This is a genomic window from Microcoleus sp. LAD1_D3, from assembly GCF_036702135.1.
Classification (GTDB): domain Bacteria; phylum Cyanobacteriota; class Cyanobacteriia; order Cyanobacteriales; family Microcoleaceae; genus Microcoleus.
Genome location: NZ_JAUBSB010000020.1, coordinates 74,229 through 91,847, shown reverse-complemented (window position 1 = coordinate 91,847; position 17,619 = coordinate 74,229). Strand labels below are relative to the sequence as shown.

General features: G+C 45.2%; 14 protein-coding genes. 11 read left to right on the top strand and 3 right to left on the bottom strand.

The genetic code is table 11. The annotated features are described in order from the left end of the window. Positions 1-247: 247 nt before the first annotated feature. The 9 genes from QUA74_RS14190 to QUA74_RS14150 all read left to right on the top strand — a co-directional run bounded on the left by QUA74_RS14190 (position 248) and on the right by QUA74_RS14150 (position 9,944). The gene (locus QUA74_RS14190) at positions 248-424 is read left to right on the top strand and encodes a hypothetical protein (protein WP_333329772.1); all 177 of its coding nucleotides are present in this window, start codon (positions 248-250) and stop codon (positions 422-424) included. A gap of 85 nt (positions 425-509) precedes the next feature. Continuing rightward, a complete protein-coding gene (locus tag QUA74_RS14185; RefSeq protein ID WP_006631881.1) occupies positions 510-1,235 on the top strand; it encodes a hypothetical protein in 726 nt (241 codons plus the stop codon). Positions 1,236-2,421: 1,186 nt separating this feature from the next. Then, on the top strand, positions 2,422-3,288 hold the full coding sequence (locus QUA74_RS14180) for an alpha/beta hydrolase (RefSeq protein ID WP_333329769.1): 867 nt from the start codon (positions 2,422-2,424) through the stop codon (positions 3,286-3,288). 298 nt (positions 3,289-3,586) lie between these two features. After that, positions 3,587-4,729, top strand: coding sequence for a heat-inducible transcriptional repressor HrcA (gene hrcA, locus QUA74_RS14175; protein ID WP_445251670.1), 1,143 nt, complete (start codon positions 3,587-3,589; stop codon positions 4,727-4,729). 370 nt (positions 4,730-5,099) lie between these two features. Continuing rightward, positions 5,100-5,225 (top strand): hypothetical protein, encoded by a 126-nt coding sequence (locus QUA74_RS14170; RefSeq protein ID WP_333329762.1) that lies wholly within the window; start codon positions 5,100-5,102, stop codon positions 5,223-5,225. A gap of 340 nt (positions 5,226-5,565) precedes the next feature. After that, positions 5,566-7,173, top strand: coding sequence for a methionine--tRNA ligase (gene metG / locus QUA74_RS14165; protein WP_333329759.1), 1,608 nt, complete (start codon positions 5,566-5,568; stop codon positions 7,171-7,173). A 94-nt stretch (positions 7,174-7,267) separates the two neighbouring features. Then, a complete protein-coding gene (locus QUA74_RS14160; protein ID WP_006631885.1) occupies positions 7,268-7,873 on the top strand; it encodes a LabA-like NYN domain-containing protein in 606 nt (201 codons plus the stop codon). Between the two features lie 204 nt (positions 7,874-8,077). Then, positions 8,078-9,274, top strand: a complete 1,197-nt coding sequence (gene lptC / locus QUA74_RS14155; protein ID WP_333329756.1) for an LPS export ABC transporter periplasmic protein LptC — start codon at positions 8,078-8,080, stop codon at positions 9,272-9,274. Between the two features lie 85 nt (positions 9,275-9,359). Further along, positions 9,360-9,944: a Uma2 family endonuclease gene (locus QUA74_RS14150; protein ID WP_333329753.1), complete on the top strand. Its 585-nt coding sequence runs from the start codon at positions 9,360-9,362 to the stop codon at positions 9,942-9,944. Positions 9,945-10,303: 359 nt separating this feature from the next. Here QUA74_RS14150 and QUA74_RS14145 read toward each other — a convergent pair whose 3' ends face one another. Then, on the bottom strand, positions 10,304-10,450 hold the full coding sequence (locus QUA74_RS14145; protein WP_333329751.1) for a hypothetical protein: 147 nt from the start codon (positions 10,448-10,450) through the stop codon (positions 10,304-10,306). A gap of 561 nt (positions 10,451-11,011) precedes the next feature. Between QUA74_RS14145 and QUA74_RS14140 the strand changes: the two genes are divergently transcribed. Together QUA74_RS14140 and QUA74_RS14135 are read left to right on the top strand one after the other, a co-directional pair. Further along, the gene (locus QUA74_RS14140) at positions 11,012-13,810 is read left to right on the top strand and encodes an ATP-binding protein (protein WP_333329748.1); all 2,799 of its coding nucleotides are present in this window, start codon (positions 11,012-11,014) and stop codon (positions 13,808-13,810) included. A gap of 1 nt (position 13,811) precedes the next feature. Then, positions 13,812-15,716, top strand: a complete 1,905-nt coding sequence (locus tag QUA74_RS14135; protein ID WP_333329746.1) for an EAL domain-containing protein — start codon at positions 13,812-13,814, stop codon at positions 15,714-15,716. 57 nt (positions 15,717-15,773) lie between these two features. Here the strand turns inward: QUA74_RS14135 and QUA74_RS14130 are convergent, their stop codons facing one another. Further along, positions 15,774-15,908: a hypothetical protein gene (locus QUA74_RS14130; protein WP_333329743.1), complete on the bottom strand. Its 135-nt coding sequence runs from the start codon at positions 15,906-15,908 to the stop codon at positions 15,774-15,776. A gap of 173 nt (positions 15,909-16,081) precedes the next feature. Continuing rightward, positions 16,082-17,530 (bottom strand): signal recognition particle protein, encoded by a 1,449-nt coding sequence (ffh, locus tag QUA74_RS14125; protein WP_333329740.1) that lies wholly within the window; start codon positions 17,528-17,530, stop codon positions 16,082-16,084. Between the last annotated feature and the right edge of the window lie 89 nt (positions 17,531-17,619).

Genomic DNA, 17,619 nt, shown 5'->3' with positions numbered 1-17,619 from the left:
CGGTTAAGGTAGTAGAAGTTGGACGACGAGAAAGAGAACCCGAAAGATAAATCCACTCCGATCGGCGTGGGATGAATTGCGGGTAGCCTCTTGAGGAACAGTTTACGGTACACTCATCTTACGCCGAAAACAGGGATTTGTCGTCCAACATTGAGTCTGCGCTTTTTTGATTCTTGATTCTCGTCAAGTTTCGTAGAACTGTTCTGCTAGCCAGTGCGCGGACAACCCGCTTTTAAGGTAAAATTTGTTGCCGAACCAGGACAGAGGCATTTTGGGAATTGCTTCTTTTGAGTGCCGCCGATCGCGCCGGAACTTATACCCTTGGTGGGAAATACCACTGGAATGGCGCAACGGTGACATTCTCGTGATAAGTTCTCAGACAGATTTGACTTTTGCTTTTAGTGAGAAGACGGGGACAATTTAAGTCGAATCGTCAAATCGAAAATCCCATTGCCATAAGGCATGGAAGAGTCAATACCTCGTATATCTCCCGCACCTTCTCCTCAATTATGGCTTCGGGTTTAAAACCATCTACACTAGAACTTCTCAAGCGCTTTAACCGAGCGTTTCCGCAGTTTTATGAGCAATTTGTCAGCAGCGAAATTCAGTTGCAAAACCTCAAATTAGCTTACCAGCTTTACAAAACTCGGCAAGCAGTCATCGAAATCAGAGCCGAAGGTAACAAAAGTGCCCTGCATTTTGCTTACCGGAACCAGTCTTTTCTATTGAGCGATATTTTTGGAGTCCTCGCAGCCTACGGACTGACGATTCACAGTCTGAGTCTGTACGGTCAAATTTACCCGCCGATGCTGGTATTTATCAAATTGGTCGTATCTCGCGGTGGCAAGGTATTGGCAGATAAAACAGCAGAAAACGTCTGTAGAGCCGTTCGAGAGGCATTGGCGGGACATTTTGAGGTTGAAGAGATGTTGGCGGTGGAATTTAATTTAGACGCGGGTTTGGAGGATGTGGCCACTGAATTCTACGTCGATCCAGTTTTCCACTTGCCAGCTTTGTTGATTGAAGCAGATAATCAACCTGGACTTTTTTACAAAGTTATGTATGCCATCTGGCAAGAGGATTTGTTGGTGGTAAATGCTAATTTGCTGGTTTGGCGGGGACGAACTCGCCTGATTCTCTACTTGTTGGGCCCCAATGAAAGTTTAATTCCCGAGTATCTGGGGCAGAAAATCGCTGAGGGGGTACGCCAAAGATTGCTGGGCGAGCGATTTTAGGGCAAGCGGCCGATCCCTAAATAACTAGATTTCTATAAGTAGACATTAGTTTGCAGAAGTTTTCCAGTGAGATAGGGTAAAAAAATCGGCAACATTAGACCTCTTGCAAAAATAGCTGGCACGGGCAAGATGCCCGTCCCACAAAAAGTTTTTTCTCTTGTGGGATGAGCATCTTGCCCGTCGGAAAATTTGATTAAAAGGACTTTTGCAAGAAGTCTATTGTTCGTACAAACGAGTCTAGATAGCGGTTCTCATAAATATTGGAGACGCAGAAACGATGTTGTCAAGCTTTTTAAGTTTGATGGCGTACTTTATCTACAAAATAACCGTCCTAAGAGAAAAGATGTGCCAGATAAATAGGGGAGTTTAACAAGCAATTTAGCAATCCTTGCAGGAGTCGTAAATTTTTTACCCCACCCCAACCCTCCCCGAACCCGCTCGATCGGGAGTAAGAAATTCACAAATGATGCGAGGATTGCTATATTTGTGACTATTTTTAGTTCGTAAAATAAGCTCGCGGAACTACACGCAAAAGTCGCAAATATTCGCAAAAACTTCCTCCATAAAGTACGTATTACCTCGCTTAAAGCGAGGTATAGCTAAGGCTAGCTAGCCCTAAAACTGAGAAATTAAAGCATTGTTTAATCCTTACAATTGTGCTGGTTCAATAGTTGAATGTGGAAGGTACAAATTTAATTTTTGACTCGACTACCAAAATATTTTTGATATAAATTGACACTAATATACCGAGGGTTTACGATTTATAAATCGGCTAAAACTGGGAAAATTCTTGCCGCAAGATGCTCTTAAAAAATCGCGCTGATGTATGTCCCCATTGCGCTCATACAGCAGACAGAAATTTGAATGCTGCAAAAAACATAGAACGTTGGTTTGAAGGAATATTTATTCTAGGGCGATCGGATAAAAGGGCACGCTATGCCAATATTGCCGGTGCAGTGGACAAAAATCTTGTAACGTCCGCTTAAGACCGCGCGTTGCAGCAGAAAGTAAGCGGTAAATCGATAAAGTTGAGTCTTTTTGACTTACTTATAGCGCTTCTTGGGTAGATGAGGTAAACAATTCAACTGAAAAAGCTTGAGAACACAGGGTTTCGGCTTACTGCATCTTTCTGAGAAAGGCTATACATAGGTTTACATAGGTCTTATGGAGCGGGTAGGATAAAAATATGGCAACAATCGACATCCTAGGGGTTCGGCACGCTTACGATTTGACGGCTCCGACTACAACTTCCCCGGTTCTGGTATTTGTCCACGGCTGGCTGTTAAGCCGCCACTACTGGCAACCTTTGACAGATCGCTTGACATCAAACTATCAGTGCCTTACCTACGATTTGCGGGGGTTTGGCGATTCTCAATCGGACGGCGGCTATACCGGTCGTTCCGAACCGCTAAATTCCTGCTACACTCCCGCAGCTTACGCTCGCGATTTGGAACTTTTACTCGAAAAACTCGATATATCTTCTGCTTGGCTGGTGGGACACTCTCTGGGCGGCACGATCGCTCTATGGGGAGCCAGCCAATTGTCCGATCGCATTAAAGGTGTCGTCTGTATCAATGCAGGCGGCGGCATCTATCTAAAGGAAGAATTCGAGCGGTTTCGAGCAGTCGGCAAGCAGCTAGTCAAAATGCGCCCCCGCTGGCTGTCTAACTTGCCGTTAGCAGATTTCGTGTTTGCCCGCGATTCTGTGGCCGGCTCGATCGGCCGCTCCTGGGGACGGCAGCGCTTGAGAGATTTCGTGGGAGCTCATCCAGAGGCAGCTTTGGGGGCTTTGTTGGACTCGACCACCGAAGCGGAGATTCACCTCTTGCCGCAAATAGTATCCCGACTCAAGCAGCCTGTTTATTTTATTGCCGGCACTAAAGACAAAATTATGGAACCCAAATACGTGCTGCATTTGGCTAGCTTTCACTGGATGTTCCAAGGTAGCGGCGAGAATGTCCTTCAGCTTCCAGATTGTGGCCATTTGGCAATGGTGGAACAGCCGGATGCAGTGGCTAATTACCTGCAAAATATTCTGAAAGAACACACTTAAAGGGAATTGGGCAAAGCAAAGCCGAGGAATGGGCCATTGGGCAGAGATACGATTGGGGGAAGCGAAGCTCCCAAATTGAAAGTTAAAAGTTAAAAGTTAAAACATTTTTCCTGTTCATTCCCTCAAAATCCATCCGTTAAATCACTTACACAATCCGTTAAATCCCTTGCACAATCAGTTCCCGAACTCACCGAAGCCTAAATCTGTTATGTTAAATAGATAACTCTGTCCGATCGCCCTTAGGGACAGAGCTTCTGACTCGATAGTGGCAAATTGTCTGAATACTAATTCTGCTTAAATATCTGTGCGCGTTAACCTCACCGATCGGCAACAATACATCCTTTGGGCAACGGTTCGCCACTATATAGCTACAGCGGAACCCGTTGGCTCAAAAGCTTTGGCTGACGAATTCAACCTCAGCGTCAGCCCAGCTACAATTCGCAATGCGATGGGGACTCTTGAAAAAGCTGGACTGCTTTATCAGCCCCACACTTCTGCCGGACGAGTCCCCTCTGACTCCGGCTACCGGATTTATGTAGACCAGTTGATTCAGCCGTCTGATACGCTGGCCCGCAAGGTGGAACAGGTACTAGACCAGCTCAATTGGTCGGACGGTCGCATGGACGCCGCACTCCGTGGCGCTGCTCAAATCCTGGCAACGATCAGCGGTTACATAGCCATGATCACCATACCGCAAACCAATATGGCTTGCTTGCGCCACTTGCAACTGGTGCAGCTAGAGGCGGGAAAGGTGATGCTGATCGTGGTGACGGATGCGTACGAAACTCAGTCGGTTTTGGTGCAGTTGCCAAGGGACGCAGAAGGTAACAGTCCTGATGTTGAAATCGTCGATCGCGAATTGCAGATTTTGTCAAATTTTTTGAACACCAAGTTGCGGGGACGATCGCTCTTGGAACTCTCGGCTGTAGACTGGAGCGAGTTAGATCGGGACTTTGAGCTGTACGCTGAGTGGATGGGAACCATGCTGACTGCTTTGAGCAGCCGCCAAAGAAATCCAACCTACACGCGGATTTTGATCGGCGGTTTGGCAGAAGCACTGCGCTTACCTGAGTTTTCGCAGTTGCAGCAAGTTCAAACTCTGGTGCAACTGCTCGAACAAGAGCAAGAACTGCTTTGGCCTTTGATTTTTGAATCGCCTGAGTTGGACACGCCAGGCAAGCGGGTAACGGTGCGTATTGGCTCGGAAAATTCCTTAGAACCAATTCGCGGCTGTACTCTGATTTCTTCGACTTACCGCCGGGGATCAGTTCCCGTGGGTAGTGTTGGGGTTTTGGGGCCGACGCGGATGGTTTACGAAAATGCGATCGCGGTAGTGGAAGCTGCGGCCGATTATTTGTCAGAAGCTATTGGCGGAAATCGAGTGAGTTTTCCTGATGGCGATCGAGGGCGATCGGATCATCCCTTGTTAGATGCGCCCTAATGTGATATCCCCAAGCTTAACGGGCTTGGGGTTTTATTGTTTGTGGACGTACTCGCAACCTTTATAAACCGGGTTTTGTGACAAAAAACCTAGGCTTTTATCCCACATTCCGCACCCTGGGGTGTCACACAGCATAATTACGCAGAAAACTATATCTTTAAAGTAATAAATTATGCCTTTAAAAAGTTTTTTATCCGTTAATCTACGGTATAATAGTAGAACTTATAGTTTTATTGCTGGATCAAAATAAGTAAAAACCGATAGTGACAGTTGAAGGTGCGGAATGTGGGTTTTATACTCTTTTTGGGGTAAGAAACTAAAGCTTCGCGCTGGACCAGAGAGTTTCGTAAACAACCCGCTTTCTGCGTCCATGAGCGGCTCGGAAAGTGGCAGGAGTTATGGGGAGCGACTTTCCAGCGAGTGGAAGAAAAAGATTGCGATGGCGAGCGATCGCGCATTTACAGAAAGTGGTCGCGGAGTGTTAGTCGAATGGTAGGTTTAGCAGCCCAACCGATGAGTTTTGTTGCAAATCGGGTAGGGCAATCGCCCGCTCTAGGGATAGCGGCTGCGACAAATAAATTGAGGAGGCGCGAACCCCGCGATCGTCGCTTCCCAAGGCAGCAGAAGGTCAAAATATTAAGACATTTTAGAGAGTTCGTCAAAAAGAACTAAAAAAGATTAGTGTTGATATGAAAGCAATATTTATTTTGGGAATAGCCCGGGTTAGACAATGGCAAATAACTTGCAGTGAATTTGGCTTGATAGCCACTACATAAAAAATTTAACCGCTGAGTTAAGATCGAAACGAAATTTAGGGAATTTTCTTTTAGCATTCAATGAAATCGACAGATAAAACTAAAAATACCTTTGCGATCACAACGCCTCTGTATTATGTGAACGATTTACCTCACGTGGGCAGCGCTTACACGACTATGGCTGCGGATGCCCTAGCCAGGTTTGAGCGGCTGCGGGGCAAATCAGTTTTGCTGGTGACGGGGACGGACGAACACGGGCAGAAAATTCAGCGGACAGCCGAGACTTTAGGACGATCGCCCCAAGCTCACTGCGATTCAGTGGTTCCGGCGTTTGAGGCGCTTTGGGAGCAACTCGACATCCAGTACGATCGCTTCATCCGCACAACTTCGCGGCGCCACGAGTACATTGTCAAAGAATTTTTCCAGCGCGTCTGGAACTCCGGCGACATCTACTTGAACCAGCAACAAGGCTGGTACTGCGTCTCCTGTGAAGAATTCAAGGATGAACGGGAATTGTTGCCGGGAAATCGGTGCTCCGTTCACACCAGCAAGGAAGTTGAGTGGCGCGACGAGGAAAATTACTTTTTCCGCCTGTCGCGGTATCAAGACCAACTGCTGGCTTTGTACGCAGAACGCCCCGACTTCATCGCGCCGGAAACCCGACGCAACGAAGTGCTCAGTTTCGTCAACTCTGGACTACAAGACTTTTCGATTTCTAGAGTGAATCTCGAATGGGGTCTGCCGATGCCAGTTGACCCCAGTCACAGCATCTACGTCTGGTTTGACGCTTTGCTGGGATACGTCACCGCCTTGCTAGATCCGGACAGCGACCCGATGTTGGAGAATGCTTTATCTAAATGGTGGCCGATTGACTTGCACTTGATCGGCAAAGATATTCTTCGCTTCCACGCAGTTTACTGGCCGGCAATGTTGATGTCAGCGAATCTGCCGGTGCCGGGTCGCGTCTTCGCACACGGGTTTTTGACCAAAGACGGCAAAAAAATGGGGAAAACGGAGGGTAATACTTTAAACCCTGTCGAATTGGTCAACAAATACGGCGCTGATGCAGTACGTTACTATTTCCTCAAAGAAATTGAGTTCGGAGAGGACGGCGATTTTAACGAAACTCGGTTTATCAATATATTGAATGCTGAGCTAGCAAACGATTTGGGAAATTTGCTTAATCGTACCCTAAACATGGCTCGCAAATATTGTGGTGGCTGCGTACCAAATGTGTTGGGAGAAAACATTGACGGTGACAACATTCTCAAGGCTATGAGCCGGGATTTGGGCGATCAAGTAGCGGGTTTTTACGAAGAGTTGGCTTTTAGCAAGGCTTGCGAAGTCGTGCTTGCATTAGTTCGAGCTGGGAACAAGTTTATTGATGTGCAAGCACCTTGGAGTTTGTACAAGCAGGGACAGCTCGAAAGTGTCGAACAAGTGCTATATTCTGTTCTGGAATCTGTTAGACTAGCATCTTACCTTTTATCGCCGATAATTCCCAATATCAGCAACGCTATCTATCAGCAGCTAGGTTTTTCAATTGACTTTAACGATCGAGTTACAGTTAACAGTTTAGCGAATTTTGCAGCTCATGCTGCCTGGGGCGCTTTACCGGCTAACCAAACTCTGGGGGAACCCCAACCTGTTTTTAAGCGGCTCGAACTGCTGGAAACAGTACCTTCATAGTTGGCAGCCAGCGCTCTGGGTGTTATGACAGACTACGAATTAGCAGTTATTTCCTTACCAATCAATCTTTCATAAAAATTGAGGCATAACAATCATGTTGAATAGAATAGAAAGCAACGACCTTTTTACGCCGGAACAGGTTCTAGAAAATCGGGGTAGAGTGGCAATTTTTATTGACGGGTCTAACCTTTTTTACGCGGCTTTGCAGTTAGGAATTGAGATTGATTACACTAAGCTGCTGTGCCGTTTAACTGCGGGTTCGCGGCTGCTGCGCTCTTTCTTCTACACGGGTGTCGATCGCACTAATGAGAAACAGCAGGGGTTTTTGCTGTGGATGCGCCGCAACGGCTACCGCGTGATTTCTAAGGATTTGGTACAGTTGCCTGACGGTTCTAAAAAGGCGAATTTAGATGTAGAAATCGCTGTGGATATGATGGCCTTAGTGGGGTCTTATGACACGGCGGTTCTGGTCAGCGGTGACGGCGACTTGGCTTATGCTGTAGACGCTGTGAGCTATCGCGGTGTGCGGGTTGAGGTGGTGAGTTTGCGATCGATGACGAGCGACAGTTTGATTAATGTAGCCGATCGCTATATCGATTTGGAAATGATTAAGGACGACATCCAAAAAACATCGCGCCCTAATTATGCTTACCGCCCTTTGTCGGGTCTGAGCTTGATGGAGGAACACGACGACAGATAGGGATTTGGTAATGGGTAATTGGTAAAGGGTAATGGGTGATGGTTAATGGGTTGAATCATTGAGAATTAGAAGTTAAAAATTTAGACAAAACCTGACACATTTTTAATTTTTGATTAAGTGTTTTTCAATACCCAATTATCAATTACCAATTCCCCATTCCCCATTCCTTATCCCCCATTACCGATTACACATTCCCAATTGCCAATGATTAATCTCAAATCCCAAATTCCCAATCTCAAATCCCCAAAATTGATGCTGCTATTTTTACCAGCACTGATTTTGGGGATTGCTGCTTGTGCGGCTCCCCAAGAGACTCAAAAGAACAAATTAGCTGAGGATATCAAAACTGCTCAACAGTCAAACAGCACTTTAACTTTGAACAAAGTAACTCTAGAACAAGCAAACGAAAAGGGCGAGACGTTCTGGAAAGTAAACTCCACAAATGCCGTTTACAGCAAAGACAAAAAGATAGTTAACGTTCAGAAACCTGTGGGCAAATTGTTTCAGGACGGCAAAGAAATTTACGATATTCAGGGAGAAACCGGGCAGGTATTTCAGGAAGGAAATCAGGTTTTTCTCAAAGGTAACATAGTCGCTAAAGACCTGAAAAATGGAGTGGTATTGCGGGGAAATGAGTTGGAGTGGCGGCCGAAGGAAGATGTTTTAGTTGTTCGCAATAATTTGACGGGAGAGAACAAACAGGTAACTGCTTCAGCGAAGGAAGCGCGGGTTTTCAGTAGGGCTAAGAGGATGGAGTTATTCGGATCTGTAGTGGCGAATGTTAAAGATCCGGTTTTACAATTGCGAACCGAGCACTTAGTGTGGTTTGTGGAGCAACAAAAGGTAAACAGCGACAAACCGACTCAAATTGACCGATACAAAGATAAAAAATTAACAGACAGCGGTTTTGCCGACAAGGTAGATGTAGACTTAAAAACCAAGATAGCAACGCTGACGCAAAACGCTCAGTTAATGCCATCAGACCCGCCGCTGCAAATAGAAAGCAGTTTGATGAGTTGGAATTTTCCAGCGCAATCTGTGGTATCGCCTGGGCCTGTGAAGGTCTTGCACCGCGTGGAAAAGGTGACGATGACTGGGGATACGGGGCGGGGAGATTTAGAGAAAAAAGTTTTTTATTTGACGGGAAATGTGGTAGGAATTGGTGAAAAACGTCAATCTCAATTAAATACCGATCGCGTAACGTGGTATTTAACTAACCAGACGTTTGACGCCGAAGGAAATGTGGTTTACAAGCAACTAAATCCGGTGTTTAATTTGACGGGTCCGAGGGCGGCGGGAGAGTTAAAAAATCAAACTGTGATTGTTAAAGGCGACGGTGGTGGCGGTCAAGTGGTTACGGAATTTGTACCGGACGAGTACAAGGAAAATTTGGGACAGTAGATGGGATTGCAACCGCTGATGTAGGCAGATGAGCGCTGATGAACGCAGATCTAATGAAGATTAGATTGAGTAAGGAGGGGTTGGGATGGCAACAACTTTAGAAACAACTTTAGAAAAGGTGGATGAACCTATCTTAATTGACGAGCTGAGTTGGAGAGAGTTTAAGGTGGTTGAACAACTTCTCTCACGCCCAGGGGTGAGATTATCGTTTTTAGATGGGGTATTGGAGATTAGACGTATGCCTGGAGAAAAACATGAAACGATTAAAGAACGAATTGGTTCTCTACTAGATCTTTATCTGCTTCAAATGGGAATTGATTATCAGCCTACTGGTTCGATGACGCTGGAAAGTCCATCGGGATTGGTGAAGCAAGAAGCGGATAAATCCTATAAATTGGGAGCTAACCGAGAATTTCCTGATTTGGCGGTGGAAGTGGTGGTGACTAGCGGCGGTATTAACAAGTCGGAAGCTTACAAACGCCTCGAAATTCCTGAAGTTTTGTTTTGGGAAAATGGTAGGCTGCGTTTGTATTCGTTGGGGGCTGATGGATATGCAGAGGTCGATCGCTCTCAAGTTCTGCCCGATTTAGATATTGTATTATTGGCGCGGTGTATCAATATTGAAAATCACCTTTACCCAATGCGGGAATTCAGGCAAGCTATTCAATAGAATTGGATTGTGCAATTAAGTTTGTAGTAATGATTTCTCCCTTTTCTTAAACCGTTTAGTTACTAAGGACTAAAGTTCCTTACTACAACCCAGTTTGATTGTGAATAATTAACCGACATTCCGCACCTCCCCACGGGCAGCATACACTGCAAGAGCGGATCGAAGCTGATCGTCCGAGACAGTAATAAGTTAAAATACTTGACGGGGTGACAACGCCTCTGGAACTTTGATGCTAAAAGCATTAAAGCCCCTGAACGTCAAAAAAGATACGGGATTATTGACAGGCTTATTGACTCATAAGATCGTCCAAGCTCGCCTTGAACCTGATTCAAGGGCTCTCGCCACTCTCTTTTATTGACTCACGCCCGCAAAAATATTTTCGCTTGGTCAATTAACTCAAAACCTTGACGCAGCTTTGCTTTTAACCTGCTTGTCACTGCCTCAAAGTTTTGAGTTGAGGGTTGATTGAGGCACTGTGGACGATCGACTATTAAGCTATTGTGCATCTAGGTTGCCATTTCCTCTATTTGAGAACCCTTGTGGGACGGGCCAGAGATCCCGTTGAAAAAAAAGCGCCATTTAGCGTAAGCTTAGGACTTACGCATAGAACCTCCAAAACCTCCTTCCAAGATGGCTTTCAAGTGCCCCCTTTTTTTCAGGGCATCACGGGAAAGCTGGGTTTCAGGCCCTATAGTTCGTAAGTCCTGACTATAATTGTATGCTTAGATCAATTAGTATTGAGGTCAAGACCTACAAGTGAATGAAGGTGTACTCAATATCCATGAAATGGGCAGGTAGGCTCACACTACAACCCCAAGCAAAATATAGCACATTTGACATTTATGGAGATTCCGTCTCAAATGGGGGAGCTGTTTTCTTTCATAAATTTGTAAACTGTATCAGTATTAGCCGCTCATTTCAGCCCGGTTATTCAACCATAAGATATCATTAAACCAATTGGCGTTCAAGAGAGACGGAATCAATAATTTTCCTAGAGCTGACTTTAAATGACCAAGGGTGAGCGACTGTTGTTATTGAAACAATCCAAATACTAAAATGACTCCGCCATGACACTAACCGCAAGTGAGAATGAACTGGCAAAAAGCTCTCAAAAAATCCCCCTGCGCCTCGTCTTAGTCGTACCATTTGTCCTGCAAATCTTTGCCGCTGTGGGACTGACAGGTTGGCTCTCGCTACGCAACGGCAAAACAGCCGTCAACAACGTTACGAGCCAATTACGAACGGAGGTAGTCGCCCGCATCAATCAACAATTAAACACTTACTTGGAAACGCCCCATTTGATCAATGCCATCAGCGTCGATGCCATTGGCCGCTTTGGATTATGGAATCCAGACAATATGGGTTCGATGAGAAGTTACTTCTTCTGGCAACTCAAGCAATTTTCCACCGTTAGTTACATCAGTTTTGGAGGGGAAAGAAAAGAATATGCGGGTGCTGGATATAAGGATGATGGCAGCGTTGTTATTGAAATAACTGATCGATCTACTAATTTTATTAATACGATCATCAGGGCAGATAGAGAGGGTAACTCGACTCAGTTTAAGGAAACCTACCCAGACTACGATCCCCGCATTCGACCCTGGTATAAAGCCGCAAAAGTTGCAGGGAAACCCCAATGGAATAAAATTTATCAATATTATATTCAACCTAGCCTAGGAATCTCCGCTAGCCAACCTGTTTACGATAAAAAGGGTACTTTTAGAGGAGTTGTAAGTACCGATCTGTTTCTCTCCAAAATCAGCGATTTTCTCCAAACTTTAAAAATTGGTAGATCGGGAAAGACTTTTCTCATAGAACGCTCTGGCTTGCTAGTAGCTTCATCCACCACCGAACAGCCATTTATTAAAACCAAAAATATCAAAAAAACGCAAAGATTACAAGCGATTGAAAGCAGCGTACCTTTGATCAAGGGTACAGCGCAACATTTAATAGAACGCTTTGGTAACTTCACCAAAATTGATAGCAACCAGCAACTAGACTTCATCCTAGATGGTCAGCGGGAATTCGTGCAAGTATCTCCATTCCAAGATGGTCGAGGTCTTGATTGGCTGATTGTTGTTGTCGTTCCAGAAGCCGACTTTATGGAGCAAATTAATGCCAATACCCGCAGCACTATCTTACTCTGCGTTTTAGCGCTCGTGCTAGCGACGTTGTTAGGAATCCTTGCTTCCCGGTGGATTACCCATCCGATTTTTCGGTTAAGTCAAGCGAGTAAAGCGATCGCTAGCGGTGAATTAGACCACAAAGTAGATGTCAATAGCATCGATGAACTGGGAAGTCTGGCTCAATCTTTTAACCAAATGGCACGGCAATTGCGCGAGTCTTTTGCGGCTTTAGAAAAGACCAACTTAGAGCTAGAAAATCGAGTAGAAGAACGGACAAGTGAGCTAAAAGAGGCAAAAGTTGCTGCTGATACGGCTAATCATGCCAAGAGCGAATTCCTCGCGAACATGAGCCATGAACTTCGCACCCCCCTGAACGGAATTCTAGGATACGCTCAAATTATGGAACGCGATAAAACTACCACTCCTAAACAAAAAGATGCTATCCAAATTATTCACCAATGTGGTTCGCACTTACTCACCCTGATTAACGATATTTTAGATATTTCTAAAATTGAAGCCAGTAAAATGGAACTTTACAGTTCAGCTTTTAATTTTCCTTTTTTTCTGATGGGAGTTGTGGAAATGTGTCGCATCCGAGCTGAACAAAAAGAAATAACCTTTAATTATCAAGTATTAAATCAACTTCCTAACGCTGTTAATGCTGATGAAAAACGACTGCGCCAAGTTTTGATTAACCTTTTGGGCAATGCTATTAAATTTACACAAAAAGGAGGTGTTATTTTCAAGGTAGGCGTAATAGGTAACGGGGAAGACTCTGACCAATCCTCACTTACTAAAATTCGTTTCCATATCCAAGATACTGGGGTGGGAATGGCACCCGAACAGTTAGAAAAAATATTTTTACCGTTTGAACAAGTTGGAAATAGCCAACAGAAGGCAGAAGGCACGGGGTTAGGATTAGCCATCGCACAGAAAATTGTTGAAATGATGGGAGGCGAAATAAAAGTCGAGAGTATACTAGGTCAAGGCAGCATTTTTTCTCTAGATTTAGAGTTGACTAAATCATCTGAATATATTGAGCCCACTTCGAGCAATTCTTCAATGAATTTAACTGGATTTAAAGGAAATAAAAATAAAATTCTGCTAGTAGACGATCGATTAGAAAATCGCTCTTTTCTGAGAAATATTTTAGAACCACTAGGTTTTCAAATCATGGAAGCTTGTAATGGAACAGAGGGTTTAGCTAAAGCTGCTGAGTTTAACCCCGATCTGATTATTACAGACTTAGTGATGCCAGTAATGGATGGATTTGAAATGTCGCGACGCTTGCGACAATCACCAGAGTTTAAAGATGTCATATTGATAGCATCCAGCGCCAGCGTGTTTAACTTCGATCGCCAAAATAGCCACGAAGCAGGTTGTAACGAGTTTCTGTCAAAGCCTATCGAAGTAGACGAATTGCTGGAATTATTAAAGATTTACTTGCAAATAGAATGGATTTACGAGCAACCTGCTGATTTAGAGAACGAACAGCGGGAAGGTTTCACTAATTTATTAAATGTTCAAAGTGGTGAGCTTACGATCCCGCCATCAACAGAGCTTGTAACGCTGTTTAATGCAGCTCGAATCGGCGATATTGAAGTGGTTGAGCAGGAAGCTAATAGACTCAAGCAAATAAACGGCAACTATCATCTGTTTGCTAATAAGTTGTTGCAATTTGCCAAAAATTTTGAAGAGAAAGAACTACTAGCCTTTGTAAAAACACATTTTGGAGAATAAAATGTTGAAATCAAACGATAATGTAATTTTGATTGTTGATGATAGCCCGAATAACCTAAAACTTCTGTTCGATTTTTTGAAGGAGTCAGGCTTCAAGGTTTTAGTGGCTAAGGATGGGGAAAGTGCTATTGATAAGTTACAAGAAGTTTCGCCAAATATCATATTGTTAGATGTGATGATGCCGGGGATAGATGGGTTTGAAACCTGCTACCGCTTAAAAGCATCGGTGGCAACAAAAGATATTCCTGTGATTTTTATGACAGCTCTTACCGATCGCGTGGATAAGGTTAAAGGTCTGTCAATGGGGGCAGTAGATTATATCACCAAACCCTTTCAGCAAGAGGAAGTCTTAGCCCGCGTGCAACTACACCTGAGACTGCGAAATTTGACCAAGACGCTGGAAGAGCAAAATGTGCTTCTGAAAGAAGAAATTGAAGCGCGAAGAGAGGCGGAAGCGGCTTTGCAGAAACTCACTTCTGAGTTAGAGCAACGGGTGGCTTCTCAAACGGCTGAACTTAGACAAGCCGTCAACGAGCTTCAAGAGGCTCAAGTTCAGTTGTTGCAAAGGGAAGAAAAATTAGGACATGATGCTTTTCACGATGCGCTAACGGCTTTGCCTAACCGCGCTTGGTTTATGAATCGGCTGCAACAGGCGATCGACTTTTCGTACAGACGTGAAGATTATCTATATGCGGTGCTATTTATTGACCTCGATCGCTTTAAAGTCGTCAATGATAGCCTGGGACATTTGGTTGGGGATCAATTACTAAAAAGCGTTGCTCGTCAACTGCAAGTTTGTTTACGTCATACAGATGCAGTTGCCCGGTTTGGAGGAGATGAATTTGTGATTTTGCTGGAAGATATTCAAGATATTGATGAACCAAACAGGGTGGCTGAACGCATCCAAAATCAATTAAGGCAGCCGTTTAATTTGAATGATTATGAAGTATTTACCGAGATCAGCATTGGAATTATCGTTAGCGCAATGGGTTACGATCGCCCAGAAGACGTGCTCAGAGATGCCGATATCGCCATGTATTATGCTAAAACTCAAGGCAGAGGTCGTTACGAAATTTTCGATCCAGCGATGCAAACTGTTGCGATGGCGCGCTTGCAGTTGGAAAACGACTTGAGAAGGGCGATCGCACTACAAGAATTTTGCGTTCACTACCAGCCCATTGTCTCCCTTTCTACGGGGCAACTGAATGGCTTTGAAGCTTTGGTGCGCTGGCATCACGCATCTGGCATTATCTACCCGCCTGCCGAGTTTATCCCTGTGGCTGAAGAAACTGGTTTGATCAATGAACTAGGGTGGTGGGTTTTGCAGGAAGCTTGTCACCAGATCAGTATTTGGCAGCAACAGTTTCCCCAAACACCTCCCTTGGCGATTAATGTCAATCTTTCCGGCGTGCAGCTCAAGCAAGTAAACCTACTCAATCGAATTGAGGACATTTTGCAGCAGACTGGCATTCCCAGTTACTGTCTAAAACTAGAGATTACTGAAAGTTGCATTTTAGAAACAGTATCCAGGGAAGAAAAGATGTTGAAGCAGCTAAAAGCTCTAGGCATTCAGTTGTGTATCGATGACTTTGGCACCGGTTACTCTTCTTTAAGCCGCTTACACGAGTTTCCCATTGATACCTTAAAGATTGACCGCTCTTTTGTCAGCCGCATTGGGGCAAACAACAGTGGCGTAGAAATTATCCAGACAATTGTGACGCTGGCTCGCAGCCGAGGTATGGATATCGTGGCAGAAGGCATAGAAACGCCAACACAGCTACAGAAACTGCGAGAGTTGGGGTGTGAGTTGGGGCAAGGATATTTATTTTCTCAGCCTGTAGACAGCTTCAAGGCAACCGAACTATTAGGCTTAAAAGTAGGGCTAGTAAGCTGGCCTCCCATCTAGTTGGGCGCGATAAATTTTATGAAACTCTTGTGGGAAAGGCCCAAAAGCCTACTCTCCTTATACATTTATCTCTAATCTCAAGTCGGGATTTGCCAATGCTAAAGCCTCGAATTGCTCGCTACTGACAAGAAGCGCGATCGCGTTTGGCAATTCTATAGATATGGTTTCTGGTTGAGTAAATGTTTGTACCATATTCAATTGCACGCTTTTTCAAATAGAAACTAGCAACAAGAAAAGAGTTAAAAACGGTATTGTGTATGGTGCGTCGCTGTGTGATTTTCAAGCTGATTAGCAGATTGTCGGTAGCGACGCACCCTACGGTATCTACAGGTTTTTGACGGAGGGTGCAATCTGTCAGATACTTTTTACAACTGTCCGAAACCTTTTTTTGGCTTATCTTTTTTCTTTTTCTTCTTCTGCTGGGCCCCCATATAGCCGCGGGAACCGGGCTGCATTCCGGGGCCGCCCATTCCGGGCATTCCGGGCATTCCCGGCAATCCTCCCATGCCGGCGAAGTTGCCTTGACTCATTTGCTGCATCATAGTACGCATTTTCTGGAAGTCGCTCACCAGCTTAGTTACGTCGTTTTCAGCGTAGCCGGCGCCTTTGCCGATGCGGCGGCGGCGGGAGGGAGAACTGGCTAAAAGTTCGGGATTGCGGCGTTCTTCAACTGTCATCGAATTAATCATGGCTTCGGTGCGTTTTAGCTGCACTTCTCCCTGCCGCATTTGTTCGTCTGAGAGTTTGTTCATCCCCGGAATCATTTTCATGATGCCGCCGAGGGAACCCATATTTTTTAAAAGTCTGGTTTGCTTGAGAAAGTCGGTAAAGTCAAACTTTGCCGTGAGCATTTTCTCTTGCATTTTCTCGGCGTCGGCGATGTCAAATTCTTCTTGCGCTCTTTCTACTAGCGTTAAGACATCGCCCATGCCGAGTATTCTCGATGCCATGCGATCGGGATAAAATGGTTGCAAGGCTTCCACTTTTTCGCCGACGCCGACAAATTTAATCGGCGCGCCGGATATTTGTCGCACGGATAAGGCTGCACCGCCGCGACTATCACCGTCTAATTTGGTTAAGATTGCGCCGGTAATGCCGATTTGTTCGTGAAAGGTGCGGGTTAAATTTGCTGCTTCTTGGCCGGTCATGGCATCAACAACTAACAGCGTTTCGTGGGGTTCTACTGTTTGTTTGATACGGGCCAATTCTGCCATCATGTCTTGGTCAATTTGCAGGCGGCCTGCTGTATCGACGATGATGGTATCAATGCCGATTTGTTTGCCGTGTTCGATGCCTTGGCGGGCAATTTCTACGGGGTCAATGTCTTTGCCTAATTCAAATACGGGTACGTCGATTTGTTTGCCGAGGGTCAGCAATTGGTCGATCGCGGCTGGTCGATAAATGTCGGTTGCGACTAGCAGTGCGGTACGATTTTGTTTGCGGAGGTGCAGCGCTAGTTTAGCGGTAGCTGTGGTTTTCCCGGTTCCTTGCAAACCGGCCATCAGGATAACTGTGGGCCCGGAGTCGGCGGTGGCGAGGGGTACGTTGGTTTCCCCCATGACGCGGACGAGTTCGTCGTGGACGATTTTGATGAATTGTTGGTCGGGACGGACGCCTGAGACGACTTCTGCGCCTTGTGCTTTTGCCGCTACCTCTCCGATGAAGTTTTTGACGACTTGGAGGTTGACATCGGCTTCCAGGAGGGCGCGGCGGACTTCTTTGAGGGCGTCTTGGATATTGGACTCGGAGATTTTATTCTGTCCGCGCAGTTTTTTCCAGGTGGATTCGAGTCGATCGGCGAGGGCTTCAAACATAGGGCATTGTTGGCTAGTCAGTATTTTTAATTTTAGGCTAAATTGGAGTTTTTGGATTGGGGTTTTGCTGAAAGTTGAATGTTTTTATT

Coding starts and splice junctions, on each gene's coding strand:
- QUA74_RS14140 (WP_333329748.1), top strand. CDS start 11,012: ATGACACTAACCGCAAGTGAGAATGAACTGGCAAAAAGCTCTCAAAAA.
- ffh (WP_333329740.1), bottom strand. CDS start 17,530: ATGTTTGAAGCCCTCGCCGATCGACTCGAATCCACCTGGAAAAAACTG.
- lptC (WP_333329756.1), top strand. CDS start 8,078: ATGATTAATCTCAAATCCCAAATTCCCAATCTCAAATCCCCAAAATTG.
- QUA74_RS14170 (WP_333329762.1), top strand. CDS start 5,100: ATGAGCGGCTCGGAAAGTGGCAGGAGTTATGGGGAGCGACTTTCCAGC.
- QUA74_RS14185 (WP_006631881.1), top strand. CDS start 510: ATGGCTTCGGGTTTAAAACCATCTACACTAGAACTTCTCAAGCGCTTT.
- QUA74_RS14145 (WP_333329751.1), bottom strand. CDS start 10,450: ATGCACAATAGCTTAATAGTCGATCGTCCACAGTGCCTCAATCAACCC.
- QUA74_RS14135 (WP_333329746.1), top strand. CDS start 13,812: ATGTTGAAATCAAACGATAATGTAATTTTGATTGTTGATGATAGCCCG.
- metG (WP_333329759.1), top strand. CDS start 5,566: ATGAAATCGACAGATAAAACTAAAAATACCTTTGCGATCACAACGCCT.
- QUA74_RS14150 (WP_333329753.1), top strand. CDS start 9,360: ATGGCAACAACTTTAGAAACAACTTTAGAAAAGGTGGATGAACCTATC.
- QUA74_RS14180 (WP_333329769.1), top strand. CDS start 2,422: ATGGCAACAATCGACATCCTAGGGGTTCGGCACGCTTACGATTTGACG.
- QUA74_RS14130 (WP_333329743.1), bottom strand. CDS start 15,908: ATGGTACAAACATTTACTCAACCAGAAACCATATCTATAGAATTGCCA.
- QUA74_RS14160 (WP_006631885.1), top strand. CDS start 7,268: ATGTTGAATAGAATAGAAAGCAACGACCTTTTTACGCCGGAACAGGTT.